18 protein-coding genes and 1 tRNA gene are annotated in these 18,735 nt (G+C 47.2%); 3 read left to right on the top strand and 16 right to left on the bottom strand.

Annotated elements, in window-relative coordinates:
• Nucleotides 1-132 precede the first annotated feature (132 nt).
• Together ACFQU8_RS11015 and ACFQU8_RS11010 are read left to right on the top strand one after the other, a co-directional pair.
• Nucleotides 133-1,185: a dipeptidase gene (locus ACFQU8_RS11015; protein WP_382359861.1), complete on the top strand. Its 1,053-nt coding sequence runs from the start codon at nt 133-135 to the stop codon at nt 1,183-1,185.
• A gap of 144 nt (nt 1,186-1,329) precedes the next feature.
• On the top strand, nt 1,330-2,253 hold the full coding sequence (locus ACFQU8_RS11010; RefSeq protein ID WP_382359858.1) for an AEC family transporter: 924 nt from the start codon (nt 1,330-1,332) through the stop codon (nt 2,251-2,253).
• 92 nt (nt 2,254-2,345) lie between these two features.
• Here ACFQU8_RS11010 and pruA read toward each other — a convergent pair whose 3' ends face one another.
• The 4 genes from pruA to ACFQU8_RS10990 form a co-directional block, all read right to left on the bottom strand.
• Nucleotides 2,346-3,893, bottom strand: coding sequence for an L-glutamate gamma-semialdehyde dehydrogenase (pruA, locus tag ACFQU8_RS11005; RefSeq protein WP_382359855.1), 1,548 nt, complete (start codon nt 3,891-3,893; stop codon nt 2,346-2,348).
• Between the two features lie 150 nt (nt 3,894-4,043).
• Nucleotides 4,044-4,931, bottom strand: a complete 888-nt coding sequence (rbsK, locus tag ACFQU8_RS11000; protein WP_382359853.1) for a ribokinase — start codon at nt 4,929-4,931, stop codon at nt 4,044-4,046.
• Nucleotides 4,921-5,922, bottom strand: coding sequence for a LacI family DNA-binding transcriptional regulator (locus ACFQU8_RS10995; RefSeq protein WP_382359850.1), 1,002 nt, complete (start codon nt 5,920-5,922; stop codon nt 4,921-4,923). The genes rbsK and ACFQU8_RS10995 overlap by 11 nt, the downstream gene beginning before the upstream one ends.
• 158 nt (nt 5,923-6,080) lie before the next feature.
• Nucleotides 6,081-6,872 (bottom strand): SDR family oxidoreductase, encoded by a 792-nt coding sequence (locus ACFQU8_RS10990; RefSeq protein WP_382359847.1) that lies wholly within the window; start codon nt 6,870-6,872, stop codon nt 6,081-6,083.
• 199 nt (nt 6,873-7,071) lie between these two features.
• Here ACFQU8_RS10990 and ACFQU8_RS10985 point away from each other — a divergent pair.
• A tRNA-Ala gene (locus tag ACFQU8_RS10985) sits at nt 7,072-7,144 on the top strand.
• 176 nt (nt 7,145-7,320) lie between these two features.
• Here the strand turns inward: ACFQU8_RS10985 and ACFQU8_RS10980 are convergent.
• The 12 genes from ACFQU8_RS10980 to ilvB form a co-directional block, all read right to left on the bottom strand.
• Complete coding sequence (locus ACFQU8_RS10980) at nt 7,321-7,581, bottom strand: DUF3951 domain-containing protein (protein ID WP_382359844.1); 261 nt, start codon at nt 7,579-7,581, stop codon at nt 7,321-7,323.
• Nucleotides 7,582-7,644: 63 nt separating this feature from the next.
• On the bottom strand, nt 7,645-7,860 hold the full coding sequence (locus ACFQU8_RS10975) for a DUF6007 family protein (RefSeq protein WP_382359841.1): 216 nt from the start codon (nt 7,858-7,860) through the stop codon (nt 7,645-7,647).
• Nucleotides 7,861-7,918: 58 nt separating this feature from the next.
• Nucleotides 7,919-8,092, bottom strand: coding sequence for a hypothetical protein (locus ACFQU8_RS10970; RefSeq protein ID WP_382359838.1), 174 nt, complete (start codon nt 8,090-8,092; stop codon nt 7,919-7,921).
• A gap of 314 nt (nt 8,093-8,406) precedes the next feature.
• Nucleotides 8,407-8,763 (bottom strand): hypothetical protein, encoded by a 357-nt coding sequence (locus ACFQU8_RS10965; RefSeq protein WP_382359835.1) that lies wholly within the window; start codon nt 8,761-8,763, stop codon nt 8,407-8,409.
• Between the two features lie 284 nt (nt 8,764-9,047).
• Nucleotides 9,048-10,007: a threonine ammonia-lyase gene (gene ilvA / locus ACFQU8_RS10960; protein ID WP_382359832.1), complete on the bottom strand. Its 960-nt coding sequence runs from the start codon at nt 10,005-10,007 to the stop codon at nt 9,048-9,050.
• Nucleotides 10,008-10,075: 68 nt separating this feature from the next.
• On the bottom strand, nt 10,076-10,660 hold the full coding sequence (gene leuD / locus ACFQU8_RS10955) for a 3-isopropylmalate dehydratase small subunit (protein ID WP_382359829.1): 585 nt from the start codon (nt 10,658-10,660) through the stop codon (nt 10,076-10,078).
• Between the two features lie 48 nt (nt 10,661-10,708).
• The gene (gene leuC, locus ACFQU8_RS10950) at nt 10,709-12,112 is read right to left on the bottom strand and encodes a 3-isopropylmalate dehydratase large subunit (RefSeq protein WP_382359826.1); all 1,404 of its coding nucleotides are present in this window, start codon (nt 12,110-12,112) and stop codon (nt 10,709-10,711) included.
• A gap of 19 nt (nt 12,113-12,131) precedes the next feature.
• On the bottom strand, nt 12,132-13,238 hold the full coding sequence (gene leuB, locus ACFQU8_RS10945; protein ID WP_382359823.1) for a 3-isopropylmalate dehydrogenase: 1,107 nt from the start codon (nt 13,236-13,238) through the stop codon (nt 12,132-12,134).
• 38 nt (nt 13,239-13,276) lie between these two features.
• Complete coding sequence (locus tag ACFQU8_RS10940) at nt 13,277-14,824, bottom strand: 2-isopropylmalate synthase (protein WP_382359820.1); 1,548 nt, start codon at nt 14,822-14,824, stop codon at nt 13,277-13,279.
• Nucleotides 14,811-15,857, bottom strand: a complete 1,047-nt coding sequence (ilvC, locus tag ACFQU8_RS10935) for a ketol-acid reductoisomerase (RefSeq protein WP_382359817.1) — start codon at nt 15,855-15,857, stop codon at nt 14,811-14,813. Before ilvC ends, ACFQU8_RS10940 begins: the two co-directional genes overlap by 14 nt.
• Before the next feature lie 22 nt (nt 15,858-15,879).
• Nucleotides 15,880-16,398 carry an acetolactate synthase small subunit gene (gene ilvN / locus ACFQU8_RS10930; protein WP_382359814.1) on the bottom strand — a complete coding sequence of 173 codons (519 nt, stop codon included), beginning with the start codon at nt 16,396-16,398 and terminating at the stop codon, nt 15,880-15,882.
• Nucleotides 16,395-18,125: a biosynthetic-type acetolactate synthase large subunit gene (gene ilvB / locus ACFQU8_RS10925; protein WP_382359811.1), complete on the bottom strand. Its 1,731-nt coding sequence runs from the start codon at nt 18,123-18,125 to the stop codon at nt 16,395-16,397. Before ilvB ends, ilvN begins: the two co-directional genes overlap by 4 nt.
• Nucleotides 18,126-18,735: the final 610 nt, after the last annotated feature.

Below are 18,735 nucleotides of genomic sequence, written 5' to 3'. Positions count from 1 at the left end.
ACCGCTCTATCTTTTCACTAACTATCTTGTTATATTTCATAATCACCGTAAATAAATGGCCCCCGAAACATACAACGCTATTAAAATATGGTAAACTAAAAACACGTTTAAACAAAAAGGAGTGTTGCAATAATGGGCCACTTTCCAATACTGGACGGACACAATGACACACTTCTCAGGCTGCACAAGTCGAACGATACCCCTTCTTTTTTCACAGAAAGCACCTCAGGCCATATCGATCTGCCGCGCGCTAAAAAAGGCGGCCTGGGCGGCGGCTTCTTTGCCGTCTACACACCGGATGCCGTGGATCAGGGCGGGCCGGAGAGCCATTTAACGGAAACTGGCTATGATGTACCGCTGCCTCCGATGATCAGTCACGAACGGGCCTTGACATTTTCGAATGCTTTGGCTGCGAAATTATTTCAGATTGAGGCTGCTTCAGATGGTCAGTTTAAGGTCGTCCGGACAGCTGCTGAATTAAAAGATTGTCTGCAGCAGCAGGACATGATGGCTGCCATTTTTCACATTGAAGGTGCGGAAGCGATTGATACAAACCTGGACGCCCTTCATGTGCTCTATCAAGCCGGATTGCGGTCACTCGGCATCGTCTGGAGCCGGCCCAATCTATTCGGGGAAGGCGTCCCGTTTCGCTATCCATCTTCACCTGACACCGGGTCCGGCCTGACGGACGCCGGCAAAGCCCTCGTCAGAGAATGCAACCAGCTGGGAATTATGATCGACACAACCCACCTGAATGAGAAAGGGTTCTGGGATGTCGCAAATATAACGGACGCGCCAATCGTGGCAACCCATTCCAATGCCCACGCCCTCAGCCCAAGCGCTCGCAATCTGACCGATAAACAGCTTGCAGCCATTGCGGCGTCGGGAGGTGTGGCCGGTATTAATTATGCGGTCAATATGCTGCGGCAGGATGGCGGTCTCGGAACCAATATCTCACTGGATAACATTGTCCGGCATGTGGCTTATATCGCCGAAAATTTCGGTGTTGACCATGTTGCTTTAGGTTCCGATTTCGACGGCACAACTGTCTCAGACTCATTAAGCGATGTGACAGGGCTTCCTCATTTGCTGGAACGCTTGAAGGCACATGGCTTCGATGACGATGAGCTGCAAAAAATCACCCACGGAAATTGGGTACGGGTGCTGGAAAATACGTGGAAGTAATATAGCAGCATAGCCGGCTGTCCTGCCAGGGCTGCCGGCAGTTTCGTGCTGCTGTCTCATACGCGCTGGGACAGCACCTATAATCATAGCCGGGTTTTTACTAAAATAGAATCTCTATGATAGTCACAAGAAAGGGCGACTTTGTTGACTGAACTGTATACAATTTTAATTGATATCCTGCTCCCTGTCTTCATCATTATGGGGATCGGGTTTTTAATGGAGAAAAAATTTAAGCTTGATCTGCAGACGCTGGCGAAGCTGAATATTTATTTTCTTGTTCCCGGATTCATTTTTGTTAAATTATATGATACGAATTTTTCCGGCAAAATCTTTTTGCTGGTTATCCTATTTTTCGCCTTATACATGATCATTCTGTTCCTCATTTCCAAGCTTATTGCGAAATTCAAGGGGTATAGTCAATCGAAAAGCGCGACATTCTCAAACAGTGTGATTCTGTTCAACTCGGGCAATTATGGTGTGCCGGTAAACGACCTTGTGTTTAAAGGCGATTCATTTGCCATGTCCATTCAAGTCATTATTCTGACGATGCAAAATATCCTGACGTTCTCCTATGGCATTTTCGCTATGCAGTCAGCAAGCATCGGCAAATGGCAAGCCATTCTCAGCTATTTTAAAATGCCTGTCCTGTATGCGATGGCAGCCGGTATCCTGCTCAATCTGTTTAACGTGCCCATGCCGTCCTTTTTATGGACGCCGGCGAACTATATTTCTGACGGGATGATCGCAATAGCCCTGGTTCTGCTGGGTGCTCAAGTGGCACAAATTAAACTCACCTCAGCCCTGACGGATGTTTACTACAGTGTGATAGTGCGCTTAGTGCTCGGACCCGCCATCGCCTTCATCATCATCTTGTTGTTGGGAATTGATGGCATCACAGCCCAGGCTCTATTCATAGCCTCTGCCATGCCGACAGCGGTAAACAGCTCGGTGATTGCCCAGGAATATGATAATCACCCGCATCTGGCCGCGCAGATTGTGTTATTTTCCACCATCTGCAGTGCCATCAGCGTAACAGGTGTCATCTATCTGGCGAGAGTTCTGTTTTAAGCCTACAGCTGTTTATGAAGAGAACAGGGACATTATGAATTCAACTAGCTATAAAAAAGAGCGGCACGTAACGGTGCCGCCTTTTTTTATATTTACCAGGTTTCTGTTACAGTTTTTGGATTCAGGAAGTTCAGGAGATAATCCGGGCCGCCTGCTTTGGCGTTCGTTCCGGACATTTTGTAGCCGCCAAATGGCTGGTAGCCAACAATGGAGCCAGTGCATCCGCGGTTGAAGTACAAGTTGCCGACTTCAAATTCATAGCGGGCACGGTTCAAATGCGCACGGTTCTTAGAGATAACCGCGCCTGTCAGCGCATAATCCGTGTTGTTGGCAATGTCCATAAGTTCATCAAAGTCTTTTGCTCTCGTGAAACCAACCACTGGACCGAAGATTTCCTCTTGCATGATACGGCTTTGCGGATCCAGGTCTTTAAAGATGGTTGGATAAACGTGATAGCCTTTGGAGTCGTCTGTTTCGCCGCCAAAAACGAGTTCGCCTTCCTGCTTACCGATTTCAATGTAATCTTTAATTCTATCAAACTGTTTTTGGTTGACGACAGCACCCATACCAACATTTTCTTCACCAGGGTTGCCGACTGTATAGGACTTAGCCTTTTCAGCGGTTTTAGCCAGTACCTCGTCATAGACATCCTGATGCACAATAGCACGTGAGCATGCCGAGCACTTTTGCCCCTGGAAGCCAAATGTTGAATCAACGATCGACTGGGCTGCAAGATCCAGGTCAGCGTCGTTATCGACAACGATCGTATCCTTACCACCCATTTCAGCAACGACACGCTTCAAATGTGCCTGGCCTTCATGGACAACAGCAGCACGTTCATAAATACGCGTACCAGTCGCGCGGGAGCCGGTGAAATTGATGAATTGTGTATCGATATGGTCAACAAGATAGTCACCAATTTCAGCAGGGTCACCCGGAATGAAGTTGACGACACCTTTAGGAAGACCTGCCTCTTCCAGAATTCTGATCAGCTGATACGCAATAACGGGTGTATTTTCCGACGGTTTCATCAGAACCGGATTACCCGCTACAATCGGCGCAACGGTCGTACCAGTTACAATGGCATAAGCAAAATTCCACGGCGGAATAGCAACACCAGGTCCGATTGGCTGATAGAAGAAGGTATTATTTTCATCTGTCCGGTCATTGACTTCGCGGCCTTGTCCCAGACGAACCATCTGACGGCCATAATATTCCATAAAGTCAATGGCTTCCGCTGTATCGCCATCAGCCTGACCCCATGGTTTATTCGCTTCAAAAGACATCAGCGCGGAAAGCTCATGCTTGTGGCGGCGGGATATCGCAGCTGCCTTAAACAGAACTTCAGCACGCTCTTCTGGTGTCCACTTTTTCCATGTTTTGAATGCTTCTTTGGCAGATTCCATTGCCTGTTCAACATGTTCTTTCGTAGCCATAGAAGCTCTGCCGATAACTTGTTCTGTGTTAGCAGGATTAACAGATGTCAGTTTATTATCGGTATAAACTCTCTCTCCGCCAATAACCAGCGGATAATCCTGACCCAGTTGACTTTCAACTTTTCGGAGGGCTGCTTCATAGTCAGCATAATTTTGTTTATCGCTGAAATCTGTCTCTGTTTCGTGTGCGTATGGTAGTACCAAAATAGAACCTCCTAATCATTGCTTTTAGCTGCATGGTCCAGTTTACTACATAAAGACTTGAAAACGCAATCAACCGGTTTTTTCCATAGTAAACGGCGTTCTTGTCAGTTAAGTCCTGTTTCATTAAAGAGCTGCTTCATGTCGGGCAGCCTAGTCTTTTCCCTGCAAAAACGTCACAACATCCTGTCTGTAGGGCATCCCGCCCTGTGCACCTATTTTTTCTACTGATAAAGCGGCGGCTGCGTTCGCTGTGGCGACAGCCCTTTCCAGTGCGGTGCCACTGGCGAGTTCTGCGGCCAGTGCTCCGTTAAATGTATCACCGGCACCTGTTGTATCCTTGACTTGAATAGCATGACTGGGCACTTTTTGCTCCGCCCCATTCACAACAAACGAAACACCTTGCTCACCACGAGTAACGATTGATTTTTCTTTGATAAGTGGAAACTCTGCTTCGTTTTGCAGTGATGCCAGTTCAATTTCATTTGGCGTCATGTAGCGGGCACTGTTCAGAACTTCCTCCGGCAAAGACTGAAATGGGGCAGGATTCAGAACAACCGGAACCCCTGCCTGTTCAGCTGCTTCAGCTGTGAATGCAATGGTATCCATAGGCACTTCCAGCTGCAGGAGAACGATATCACTGTTTTGGATTAAATTGCGATATTCCGCCACTCTGTCTGACGTCACATCCCTGTTCGCTCCAGGTGCGACAATGATACGGTTGTCATTATCCGACAAAATAATGGTGGCCGTTCCCGTGGCTGATTCAGACATCGTGTCAACACCATCTGCAGCAACACCCTCATTTCTTAGGTTTTCCAGCAGATGTTTGCCAAATGGGTCGTCGCCAACTGCCCCGATAAAGGTGACATCTGCCCCCATTCGGGCCGCTGCTACCGCCTGGTTAGCTCCTTTACCGCCGGGGTTTGTGAAAAATTGATCGCCGAGAACCGTTTCACCCTGCATTGGCATGCTCTCGGTGGTGACTGTTAAATCCATATTAATGCTGCCAACAATACAGACATTCGGTTTACTGCTCATTCGTAGCCGCCTTTCGTAACGTTGATTCGCGTTCTGCCAGCTGCACGTTAAACTCTTCTGTCATAACGGTTGAATCAGCCGTCTCAATTTGATTGATCAGCATGTCCGCAGCTTTCGCGCCCATATCATAGATCGGCTGCGTCATCGTCGTCAAAGCAGGGGTTACCGTTTCACTCAGGGCAATCCCGTCAAAACCAACGACTGCCAGATCATCGGGAATTCGTTTGCCTAACGAAGCTGCGGCATGAAGCACGCCAGCACCCATCATATCATTACCAGCAAAAATGCCATCAATGTCCGGATTATTAGAAAGCATCGTCTCAACAGCTTCCTGGGCCTGATTGAAATGGTATGCACCCGACACAATATAACGGCTGTCGAACCAATCTTCCTGCTTCACAGCATCCAGATAGCCGCGCATTCGCTGAGCTGCGTTATCAGCATATTCCAGTCCGGCAACATGAGCAATACGCCGGCAGCCAATCGCCTTCAGATGATCAACCGCCTGTCTGGCACCACTCCGATTATTAACGGTAACCGACGGCATGCTGGGGCTAATAACGCGATCAAGTGCCACAGCAGGCACTTGAAGAGACTGCATGTTATCTGGTGTAAGCGAGCTGGAAACAATAATAAAACCATCAATTGACTTTTGCTGCAGGGCATTCAAATAATTCAGCTGTTTAGCTACATCATTATCGGTGTTGCAAAGCACAAATGAATAGCCATTGAGGTTTGTCTTATCTTCCACAGCGCGCGCAAGTTCCGGAAAAAAGGGATTTGTAATATCGGGAACAAGCAGCGCGATCATGCCAGAGCGCCCTTTAAAGAGACTGCGCGCCACATCATTGGGTCTGTAATCAAGCTGTTCAATGGCTTCTTTCACCCGTCTGCTGGTTTCTGCATCTGCATAGCCATTGCGGTTCATAACTCTGGATACCGTTGCCGTTGAGACATTGGCGTATCTTGCTACATCCCGGATAGTCGCCATAAAAAATTCCTTCCCATTCATTAATCGTTCAATATCTCACATAACGGGGCAATCTGCAAGAACGTTTATGTAACCCGTTACACAAACAGCATAAGTCCTTTCTGACTCGCTGTCAATGCACAGGTGCCATCCTGATATGAATCCTGATTTGACAGGACTCAAAGTGCTTTGATCATGCCGCCATCCACCAGCAGTGATTGACCTGTGATATACGTATTCGCTTGTGAACAAAGAAACACAGCTGTTTTTGCAAACTCCACCGGCTCACCGTAGCGCCCTGCAGGAATCTGTTTCTCTGCCTCCTGCTTCACTTCCGCCAGTGATTCATTCAGTTTTTCTGCCTTAACCGCATCAAGGTGGTCAACCCGGTCTGTCCCAATACGCCCAGGTCCGATTGTGTTAATTAAAATATTATCCGCAGCCAACTCCTGCGATAAACTTTTGGACAGGCCTGTAATCCCCGCTCTGAATGTGTTGGACAGAATTAAATTATCGATTGGCTCTTTAATGGATGATGAAGCGAAGTTAAGAATGTGACCGCCTCCCTGCTGTCGCATATAAGGCAATGTTTCACGAATAGCTCTGACAAAGCTCAGCAAATTAAGCTCAAATGCACCCTGCCAGTCAACATCTTTCATATCATCAAATGTGCCCGCTGGCGGCCCGCCGGCGTTATTAACTAATACATCCATTGGTCCCTGCTCGCGAACCGCTTTTGAAACAAGCTGTTTAATGGCATCGCCATCCGTTATATCACAAACACTATATGTGACGTCCGGGTTGCCAGTTTCCTCGCGTATCGCCGCGGCAGTCTGGCTAAGCTGTGATTCATCCCGGCTTGACAGAAACACCCTGGCACCCTCCATTGCAAATTGGCTAGCCGTTGCTCTTCCCAGCCCTTTACTCGATGCCAGTACGAGCACAGACTTGTCTTTCAGTCCTAAATCCATTTGAATGCCTCCCTCTTTTGTAAACGGTGCGTTTATTCCTCTATCATATACCCGTAAAGCATCTTTATGATAACGTCAGAAAATCCATTTCTGTTAAAAACGTACTTGCGGAAATGAAAGAAGACTGGATTTAAGATTTAATTAAACAACCCCTTGAAACACACTGAAAAAATGGCTATAATATATAGTGTACTTATTCGGGGCATTAGCTCAGTTGGGAGAGCGCATCGCTGGCAGCGATGAGGTCATCGGTTCGAGCCCGATATGCTCCATCCGTAATTAAAGCGTCTGTTCCTTGATGTGACAGGGTTCAGACGCTTTTTTATGGTGTTTTTTATTAACCATCACGCTCGTTTGTTTAGGTGTTAATAGTCTTCAGACTTCTTATTAATTGCCGTTCTCTATTCCTTTAGCCTCCGTTAATTAAGAATGCTAAAACCGCTATTACTTAATTCTTTTCTTTTTCATCGTACTCTTTTTCCTCGTGAAACGCGGTGTCAGTCTGACCAGTAATATGGTCAAATGGTGTATAACTATTGCTAGGCGTTCCTTTTCCCGAAACCATTTTATAAATGCCTATACTAACTACTAAAATGACAAACACTGAGAAAATAATGCCAATCAATATACTGCCCCCTAATATTACCCGTATCAGCACTACCAGGAATCCAATAAAACCATAGAGCGATAAATTAAGTGAACTTATCATTACTAAATTTAGAAACGGCTCCTCCGATAAAAAAGTCCATATTAAAATGGTCTTACATTTCTATCATCCACTCTGATCATTTCTCTTTTTAATAATGCTAACAAGAATATGAAACGCCGCAGACAAACCAAACGCAAAAAATATAACAATAATTGTATTTATTATTATGCTCCAAAAATTATAAACAGGTAAGTAAGAAAATAACAGAAACATAGGGATTATAAAAATCAGGTCCAGTATCCCCATTCTATCAAATACACCTTTTAAATCATCATTCAAAGGCGTACCACCACCTTTTTAATTCAATAAATACCTGATCGGGAAGTATTCCGTTAGTTTACTTTCCATCTGTTTTCCCCGGACCAATGCAGGCTAACCCAAGACTAACCATCAAAGCGACTAAAGAAACCGTCAGTACATTTAAACCGTCTTTAAAAATAGCATTAGTCACTGAGGCTACAATAAAAAACGAAACAAAATATAGCAAAAATCCCAAAATACGCTGTTTCAAATTCTACCCTCCATATTTTATTGTACGGCCCAGCCTTACAAACCAAGAAAGGAGATTTTTGTTTTGCTGGATCGCTGCACCTCGACAGAAGTCACGTTTTCATCCTCCATCTTTTAACTTCCTTAACTGTTTTAAACCATCAAACCGTAAACATGAATACTGCCTTAATTTTAACATATGGATTTTACAAAATGTTAAATAGTCAGATACTGAAACAATCAGCTTAATGAAGAACGCCCAAATGCTCTATCCCTAAATAAAAATGCCTCAATTCTTCAAAAGATTGATTGAGGCATTTTTTGGCCTTGCAGCCACTATTTATTAGTGCTGCTTAGTGTTTCCAGGAAGTTGATGCTATTTAAACCCAAGAGTTTCAGCGCTTTTTTGGCTCCTTTAAGGCCATGACCAGCTTCAAAATGTTTAAAAACAGCAACGCTAAGGATAATAGTGATCATAATCGATCCTATTCGAACAAACGTTTTTCCAAATACGGACATCAATAAAAATAGAGAGCCGATTAATTCAAATAGACCTGCAAACCTCATCGTGCTTCTGGATAAATTAAACCCTTCATTAAATTGTTGAGCAGCCTGGTCGTCATTTTTCACTTTCGGCAGACTGCTGTTTAAAGTTTCTTTTGCCACATAACCATTTGAAATATGCTCTAGCATGATGAATTCACTCCTGATTGCTTTTACTTAATTGCTTTTAGATTTTCTGGATGGTCTCTTGTGACATATCTCAGAACGGCTTGCATATGAAGCCAAAAATACAAGCAATGACAACCTATGATTATAACGTTTGTCTTAATAAACATCACGCGAAAAGCTTTGCGTAACATTTCAGTCACTTCTTCATGCCGTATTTATAACCTTATATAATATCATACAAGACAAACGTAAAAACCCGGATAAAGACCTGTTTATTCAGCATCTTCACCCGGGTTTTTATCATTTTAGGCTGACCGATGATGGCTGCTGGCAAGCTGCTGGATCATCGGCAATGTACTGATATCCATATTGCCGCCGCTGACGATCATGCCGCAATGCTCTGATTGTATGCGACTCCCGTGAGCAAACAATGCAGCCAGAGACGCGGCACCGGCGCCTTCCAGCAATGTTTTATTGCGTTCAAGCATATAGACAACAGCTGATGCAATATCTGTATCATTGACCGTGACGATATCATCAACATATTGATTGATCAATGGCCAGGTAAGGTCGCCTGGCTTTTTAACGGCAATCCCTTCAGCAATCGTAGACACCTGCTCGAGCCGCTTGAGACGATGACCGTAATAGCTTTCATACATGGCTGCTGCACCTGAGGCCTGCACACCAATCACCTTGATATGCGGATTCATATATTTGGCAGTTGCAGCAATTCCGCTGATCAGCCCGCCGCCGCCAATCGGGACAATAAGCGTATCAAGTCGGTCTTCCTGCTGGAGCATTTCGGCTGCAACAGTTCCCTGACCGGCCATGATTTCATAATCATCAAACGGGTGAATATACGCAGCTCCTGTTTGCCATTGTCGCTGCATTGAGGCATCATACGCTTCCTGAAATGATTCGCCGGTAAGCACCACTTCTGCACCGTAAGTCCTGGTGGCCTCAACTTTAGCCGCTGGTGTATGCTCCGGCATAAAAATCGTTGCTTGCGTATTCAGCCGGGTTGCGGCATTTGCTACGCCCTGCGCGTGATTGCCAGCCGATGCAGCAATCACGCCTTTTGCCAGTTTTTCCTCTGGCAGCTGCAGGAGTTTAAAACTTGCTCCTCTAAATTTGAATGCACCTGTCTTCTGCTGGTTTTCCATTTTAAAATACACATGTTTCCCGGCCAGAGCATCTGTTGTCGCTGACCGCAAAATGGGTGTACGGTGTGCAATCGTTGCCAGCTGCTCCCTAGCTTTGTTCATTAGATCCTTGTTTAACCAATCCCCAAGTCAGCTCACTCCTTTATTAACGATTTTTGCCTGCAGCTTTCCTAAACCTGTCTGGCGTCCTCAAACGCCGTGATGACATCTTCATGCTTCAGCGTGATGGCGATATCATCCAGCCCATAAAGCAAATTTTCCTTTTGATAAGCCGGGATATCGAACGTTATTTTCTGCATCTGATCCTGAATAATCTGTTCCTCTAAATCGACTTTCAGCACCAGTTTCCCCTGCTCTGCCTGTTTTATCCACTGCTGCACGTATTCTTCAGGCAGTTCAATAGGCAGAATGCCATTTTTCATGGCATTATTATAGAAAATATCGGCAAAACTTGGTGCGATAATCACTTGGAAGCCATAATCTTCGAGCGACCATGGCGCATGCTCACGGGATGAGCCGCAGCCAAAGTTTTCGCCGGCCAGTAAAATCGTGCCCTCTTTGTAGTCCGGCTGATTCAGGATGAAGTCAGCACGCTCCTGGCCTGTTTCATCAAATCGCCAATTGTAAAACAGAAACTGACCAAAGCCGGTCCGCTCAATCCGTTTCAAAAATTGTTTCGGGATGATCTGATCCGTGTCAACGTTTGCCCGATTTAACGGAACAGCCACACCCTCATGTTCCTGGATCGCTTTCATGGTTAACACCCCACATAAACTGGTCTCTTATCTAGTGTTTTAGACAGACTACACATTCACCGTAAGTTTCCGGACATCAACAAAGTGACCATTAATAGCGGCTGCGGCAGCCATTTCCGGACTGACCAAATGCGTACGGGCCTCATTCCCCTGTCTGCCTTCAAAATTACGGTTGGACGTTGATGCACAGCGCTCACCAGGTGGCACAATATCGTCATTCATGGCCAGGCACATGCTGCAGCCTGCTTCACGCCATTCAAATCCGGCATCTTTAAAGATTCTATCAAGTCCTTCCTTTTCTGCTTGGACTTTGACACCAAAGGAACCTGGCACCACCATGGCACGAACACCCGGATTCACCTCCTGCCCTTGGGCAATTTGGGCAGCTTTGCGTAAGTCGGTAATACGTGAATTCGTGCATGACCCAATAAAGACATGACCAACCTCGATAGACGTCATCGGCTTGTTTTCCTTAAGTCCCATATAGTCAAGAGCACGCGTGACCTCATCCGGATTTTCGGACTGGTCTATCACCGGTGTGCTGCCGCTGACTGGGACACACATGCCGGGATTGGTACCCCACGATACTTGCGGTTCAATCTCATTAGCATGAATGGTTACCGTTTTGTCGTACGCAGCCCCTTCATCGGTTGCTAGATTCAGCCATTCTACTGCTTTTGCCTCGAATGCTTCACCCTGCGGCACATGGGGCTTATCCCGGAGAAAATCGACCGTTTTCTCATCCGGACTGATCAGCCCCGCTCTGGCACCGGCTTCAATCGACATGTTGCAGATCGTCATACGTTCTTCCATTGATAAGTTCCGGATCGCTTCGCCCGTATATTCCATGATATAACCTGAACCAAAACGAACACCGAATTTTGAAATAATCGCCAAAATTAAGTCCTTCGCTGTAACACCTGTTCCAAGGTCACCGTCCACATGAACATTCAAGGTTTTCGGCGGCTTTTGCCATAATGTCTGCGTTGCCAGCACATGCTCAACTTCACTCGTGCCAATGCCAAACGCGAGCGCACCAAACGCGCCGTGCGTTGATGTGTGACTGTCGCCGCAGACAATGGTTTTACCTGGCTGGGTCATACCGAGCTGCGGGCCAATGACATGCACAATCCCCTGATAAGGATGAAACATATCGGCCAACTTCACACCAAAGTCCTGACAATTTTTCTTCAATGTGTCCATTTGCTTTTCCGCAACCTGGTCCGCAATGACATCCCGGTTGTGTGTCGGTACATTATGATCCATCGTCGCAAATGTCAGATCCGGGCGTCGGACGCGGCGATTATTTAAGCGGAGGCCTTCAAACGCCTGTGGTGATGTCACCTCATGCACCAGATGCAGATCAATATACATTAAATCAGGTTTCGCCGTTTCCTGGTGCACCAGATGATTGTTCCAAATCTTTTCTATAATCGTTTCTGGTTTGCCCATCATTCACACCTCCCCATAATCAGACATACATACGGCAAATGCTGTCTGAAACACTCTTAGCTGTTAAATAATCGATAACGGCTGCTGTCATGTGTTCTGTATCCATAAGCTGACCGTTTTCCTGAGGCAGATCTGCTGTGTGATAACCGTGATTAAGCGTCTCCTGGACCGCCTGTTCAACAGCAGACGCTTCTTCTGTCATCTGGAAGGAATGACGCAGCATGAGCGCGACTGATAAAATCATGCCTAACGGATTAACACTGCCCTGGCCGGCAATATCAGGCGCTGAGCCATGCACTGGTTCATAGAGGCCAAAGCCGTCTGAGCGAATGCTTGCAGATGGCAGCATGCCGAGAGAACCGGTAAGAACGGAAGCTTCGTCACTTAAAATATCACCGAACATATTCTCCGTCACAAGTACATCAAATTGATTAGGCTGTGTGATTAATGCCATGGCGGCGGCATCCACGAGCATATGCTCCACTTCAACATCAGGGTAGTCCTTGCTTTTTGCCTCGACTACTTCGCGCCACATCCGACTTGATTCGAGAACATTTGCTTTGTCGACTGATGTGACATGCCCGCGCCGCATGTGTGCACTCTGAAATGCTTTGTCAACAATCCGCTCCATTTCCGCGCGCTGATAACTGAGCGTATCCACAACCGCATCCCCCTGGCCGTTGCGTCCGCGTGGCTCGCCGAAATAAAGGCCGCCTGTCAGCTCACGGATGATAAGCACGTCACTGCCGGCAATGACACTTTCTTTCAGCGGCGAAGCACTCTGTAATGCCGGAAACCATTTGACAGGCCTTAGATTCGCAAACAGGCCCATAGCTTTCCGTATACCCAGCAGTCCTTTTTCGGGGCGTTTAGCCGCAGACACCCCATCCCATTTGGGACCGCCGACAGCACCAAGCAATAGCGCATCAGCCTGTTCGGAAGCCTGGATGGTTGCTTCCGGAAGAGGCGTGTCATAATGATCGACCGCCTCACCACCGATTGCCCGCTCCTCCGTTGTGAATGTGTGGCCAAACTCTGTGCCGACTGCTTGCAGCACGGCTTCAGCCGATTCCATAACTTCTTTCCCGACGCCATCACCTGGAAGCAATGAAATGTGCTTATGCATGCCCTTCTCCTCCTTTATCATGTAACGATCGATCACCGTTATTTATGCGCGGCTGGTTCATCTTTGGCCATTGTTTTCTGGACAATATACCGATTAACGGCGTTTAAAAACGCGTTGACGGACGCTTCTAGCACATCCTGCGCAGCCCCTCGGCCGTTTGTCATTTCACCATTGACGGTGAGCTGGACATGCGATTCAGCCAATGCATCTCTGCCGCGGCCGATGGAACTGAGCTGATAATCTGTTAAGTGCAGTTCTTCCTCAATCAGCGCATCAAGTGTGTTGTACAATGCCTCAACACTTCCCTGTCCAGTGCAGGCTGTCTCCAGTGAGCCGCCATCCGGAGCCGTCAGTGACACTGTAGCGGTCGGGATATTCGCTGTGCCATACTGCACTTGAAACATCGTCAGCTGATACGTATTAACGGCTGACGTATCCGTTTGAATTTCCATCAGGATCGTATACAGATCATCATCAGTCACTTCTTTTTTCTGATCGGTCAGCTGTTTAAATTTGGCGAACGCTTCTTTTGACTTTTCCTCAGACAGATCAACGCCAAGTTCTTGCACCCGGTCCTGGAAAGCATGATGACCGGAATGTTTGCCAAGGAATAATGTGTCCGTTTTGACGCCGACCATTTCCGGTGTCATAATTTCATAGGTTTCTCTATTTTTTAAGACACCATCCTGATGAATGCCTGCCTCATGCTGGAATGCATTGCGGCCAACTACAGCTTTATTTGCCTGCACGTACATGCCGGTTAATTTGGCGATTAAGTCACTGGTCTGCTTCGTCTCATCCAATTTAAGATTGGTTGCATACTGGTAATAATCTGAGCGGACCCGCAGAGCGACAGCCACTTCCTCGAGTGAGGCATTGCCAGCGCGCTCGCCGATGCCGTTAATCGTACCTTCCACTTGCGTAGCGCCATTTTCGACAGCTGCAATCGCGTTAGCAGCAGCGAGCCCCAGATCATTGTGGCAATGGCAGGAAAGCTCCACTCGCCCAATATTCGGGACCGTTTCGCGGATGAAGCGAAACAAATCACCGTATTCAGCGGGAGTCGAATAGCCAACCGTATCCGGCAGGTTGATTACCGTTGCCCCGGCATCAATGACATGTTCGATAATCTGGGCAAGAAACTGCCAGTCAGACCGGGAAGCGTCTTCCGCTGACCATTCCACTTGCGGAAATTTGCTCCGGGCGTAACGGACCATGCTGATGGCGTTTTCCATAACCTGCTCAGGTGTTTGTTTCAACTTATAGGTCATATGGATTGGTGAGGTGGCCAGAAACAAATGAATGCGCGGCTCCTCGGCGTATTTCAGAGCCTCCCAGGCTGTATCGATATCTTCCTGGCGCGTTCTTGCAAGCCCTGTGACGGATGTGTTCTGAATTGTTTGAGCAATAGCTTTAACGGCTTCAAAGTCACCTTTGGAGGAAGCAGGAAACCCTGCTTCCATTCGGTCCACACCCCAGCGTTCCAGTTGTTTGGCCATTTCCAGCTTTTCCTGTTTGGTCAAGTTGACACCGGGGGACTGTTCACCGTCCCGCAGTGTCGTATCAAATACCTTAATGACTGACATGGGCCTTCACATCCTTTTGTTTCGTTTGTTCTTTCGCTTGCAATGGCTGTTTAACAAAAGGCATTAAATCACGCAGCTCCCTTCCGACTTTTTCAACTTCCAGATTCTTTTCTTTTTCATTAATGGCATTATACATCGGGCGGTTGGCTTGATTTTCTGAAATCCAGCCTTTAGCAAATTCACCTGATTGGATTTCAGATAATACATCTTTCATGCGCTCTCTTGTCTCTTCATTAATCACACGATCACCAGAAACAAAGTCACCCCACTGAGCCGTATCGGAAATAGAATAACGCACATTTTCCAGCCCGCCTTCATACATGAGGTCAACGATCATTTTCATCTCATGCAAGCATTCAAAATAGGCAACTTCAGGTTGATAGCCAGCTTCTGTTAATGTCTCAAAACCGGCCTTGACAAGACTCGTCATGCCTCCGCAAAGAACAGCCTGCTCACCAAACAAATCAGATTCTGTCTCTTCCTGGAAACTTGTCTTCAAAATACCAGCTCTTGCTGAGCCGATGCCTTGTGCATAGCCCAGAGCTACGTCACGCGTATCGCCTGAAACATCCTGATGGACAGCGTATAATGACGGAACACCTCCACCGTCTTCATACGTACGGCGTACTATATGACCTGGTCCCTTCGGCGCTACCATAAATACGTTGACATTGTCTGGCGGAACGATTTGCGAAAAATGCACATTAAATCCATGCGCGAATGCAAGTGAATCGCCCTCTTTTAAATGAGGTTTAATACTTTTTTCATAGACCCCCGTTTGAAGCTCATCCGGGAGCAGGAACATCATAACGTTTGTTTCTTGAACAGCTTCAGCTACAGATTTTACTGTAAAACCGTCATCCTCGGCTTTTTTCTGTGATTTACCAGGGCGGACACCGATAATGACGTCATAGCCGCTTTCCCGCAGATTAAGTGCATGCGCATGGCCTTGAGATCCGTAACCAATCACCGCAACTTTCTTCGCCTGCAAGACACCTGTGTCTATATCCTGTTCATATAATACTTTTGCCATTTTTCGCGTCCTCCTTTTTAAATTAAACAAATTGGGAATTGATCTCAGTAATATCTTTGGGCTGCTGGCCTCTCAAAAAGGCTGTCATCCCTGTTTTGGCCAGTTCCTTAATGCCATACGGTCTTAACAGAGCAATCAGGGCTTCAACTTTCTCCGGTTTGCCAGTGATCTGAATGGTCATGCTGTCGCGGCTGACATCAATGACAGACGCGCGGAATGGTGCAATCACTCCCTGAATCTCTGTCCGCTGCTGGCCGCTTCCGCCAACTTTGATCAGCGCCATTTCCCGTGCCACAATTGACTGTTCTGTAATGTCCTTTACTTTTAAGACATCAATTTGTTTATTCAGCTGTTTCGTCAGCTGCTCCACTTTCTGATCATCATTTACCTCCACAACGAAGGTCATTTTTGAAATGCCAGCCCGCTCTGAGTTGCCGACCGAAATACTGTCAATATTGAACTGGCGCTTATGCAGCATGCCGGTAATACGGTTCAAAACCCCTGACTGATCCTGCACATCGGCTGTAATAATGCGCTTCATCGTGTCACCCCTATCATGTCGTGGATCCCTTTTCCCGGTGCAATCATCGGATAGACGGATTCTTCCTGAACGACGCGGCAGTCAATCACCACCGGGCCGTCACAGGCAAATGCTTCCGCCAGCACGGCAGCTGCTTCTGACTCCTGAACAGCCTGCATCCCGCGAATGCCGTAACATTCCGCCAGTTTGACAAAGTCCGGATTTTCCGGAAAAATCGATTCAGAGTAACGTTTGGCATAAAAGCTTTCCTGCCATTGCCGAACCATGCCGAGCGACTGATTGTTAACAATGACCACCTTGACCGGCAGCTGTCTTTCGTTAATCACTGAAAGTTCCTGGGCCGTCATCTGGAAGCCGCCGTCACCTACAACAGCCACAACCAGGTCATCTGGTGCGCCGAGCTGTGCACCCACGGCAGCGGGAAAGCCAAATCCCATCGTGCCAAGTCCGCCTGAGGTTACCCAGCGATTCGGTTTATCAAACGGATAGTATTGGGCCGCCCACATTTGGTGCTGACCGACATCGGTTGTCACGATTGCCTCTCCGTTTGACATTTGATAAATCTGCTCAATCAGCCCCTGCGGCGAAATGAAAGTCTCCTGCCGGTCATACCAGAAAGGGTACTGCTGCCGGTTGGCTTTCAGCGTTTCCAGCCATGATGCCTGCTGCTCCCCGTAGATTTCGGTCTCAAGCAGTGCCTCAAGTGCTTTCCCTGCGTCTGCCACAACTGGAATGGCTGTTTCGACATTTTTGCCGATTTCGGCTGGATCGATATCAATATGAGCAACTTTGGCATTTGGGGCAAAATACTGCAGATTGCCTGTCAGCCGGTCGTCAAAACGCGCCCCGATATTAAGCAGCAAATCACAGTCAACAATGCCCATGTTCGCCGCATAACTGCCATGCATCCCGGCCATGCCGAATGACAAGTCATGTGTTGCGGGAAAACTTCCCAGTCCGTGCAAGGTATTGACGACCGGGATCCGATGCCTTTCGGCTAAAGCCTTTAAGGCATCCGCTGCTTCTGCAAACACAACACCCGCGCCCGCCAGGATAAGCGGTTTTTCCGAGCGCCCGAGTGCCTCAGCCAATTTAAGAATCTGCAGTGGATTTGGCTGCTGATTCGGCTGATAGCCAGGGAGGCAGCAATCAGATGCATCCACATCAGTACTGACAGAAGTAACAGCTGATGCGATATCTTTCGGGATATCTACAACAACAGGTCCCGGCCGCCCGGTTGATGCAATGTGAAAGGCTTCTTTAACGATGCGCGGCAATTCTGCAAGGTCGCGCACTTGATAATTGTATTTGGTAACCGGTGTTGTAATCCCCATCACATCCGATTCCTGAAAAGCATCGGACCCGATGGCGGATGTAGCCACCTGCCCCGTAAAGATAACGAGCGGCAGCGAATCCATCATAGCGTCGGTAATGCCCGTCATCAGATTAGTAGCACCCGGTCCCGACGTCGCCAGAACCACACCCGGCTTGCCGGTAACCCGGGCATAGCCTTCAGCCGCATGCACAGCTCCCTGCTCATGCCGTGTCAGGATATGCTTAAAGGAGGCATCACTGCGGTACAACGCATCATAGATCGGTAACACCGCGCCTCCTGGGTAACCGAAAACTGTCTCGACAGCAGCGGCTTCGAGTGTTTGAATCAGTAAATCGGCACCCGTCATCTTTTCCTCCATCTGTTTCAATTCCTGTTCAGGCTCAGCATTCACGGCAACTCGCCTCCTTTGGTATTGATCAAACAACCAGTACTTCCTCGTGCACCGGCAGTTTGACCTGAATATAAAAAGACCCTTCCCAGCCCCAAATCTGCCACTGGCAGCATAATAGGGGCGAAAAGAGTCTTCTTTCCACGGTACCACCCAGATTTATAGCATTCTCGCAAATGCTACCTTGTCAGCTGACTGCCTTGTCAGCTGCGTTTTTTCAACAGGTGCATGAGTGTGCACCCGGCCATGCCTAATAGGAAATTCTTCCGTTCAGCAAGGCACTCAGAGAAGATGTCGGAACAATATGCATTTCCGGGTTTCCAGCAACCCCGGCTCTCTGGTAATGCATCGGCATGTTCTTTTTTTCCCGTCATCGTGTTTATATTATGAAGTTGTGGTTGTAAGATTTTTTGCTTCTTTTCGAATCATTAGAAAATTAATATTGTCGCTAATCATATAACGTTTTATCCTGCGAGTCAACCGTATTTCAATACTTTTTTGACAGTTTCGATAAATCAGATAACTATGTATGCGTTTACAAGTTCCCTGTGACGGAAAAATAACTGCTCATAAAAATTTTTTAAAAAAATGAGCCCCTTTTGGCTGACATAAA

The sequence above is a fragment of the Lentibacillus kimchii genome (genome assembly GCF_042666895.1).
GTDB lineage: Bacteria > Bacillota > Bacilli > Bacillales > Amphibacillaceae > Lentibacillus > Lentibacillus kimchii.
Note: the sequence above shows the minus strand (reverse complement) of the source record. Positions and strands in the feature narration are given on the sequence as shown.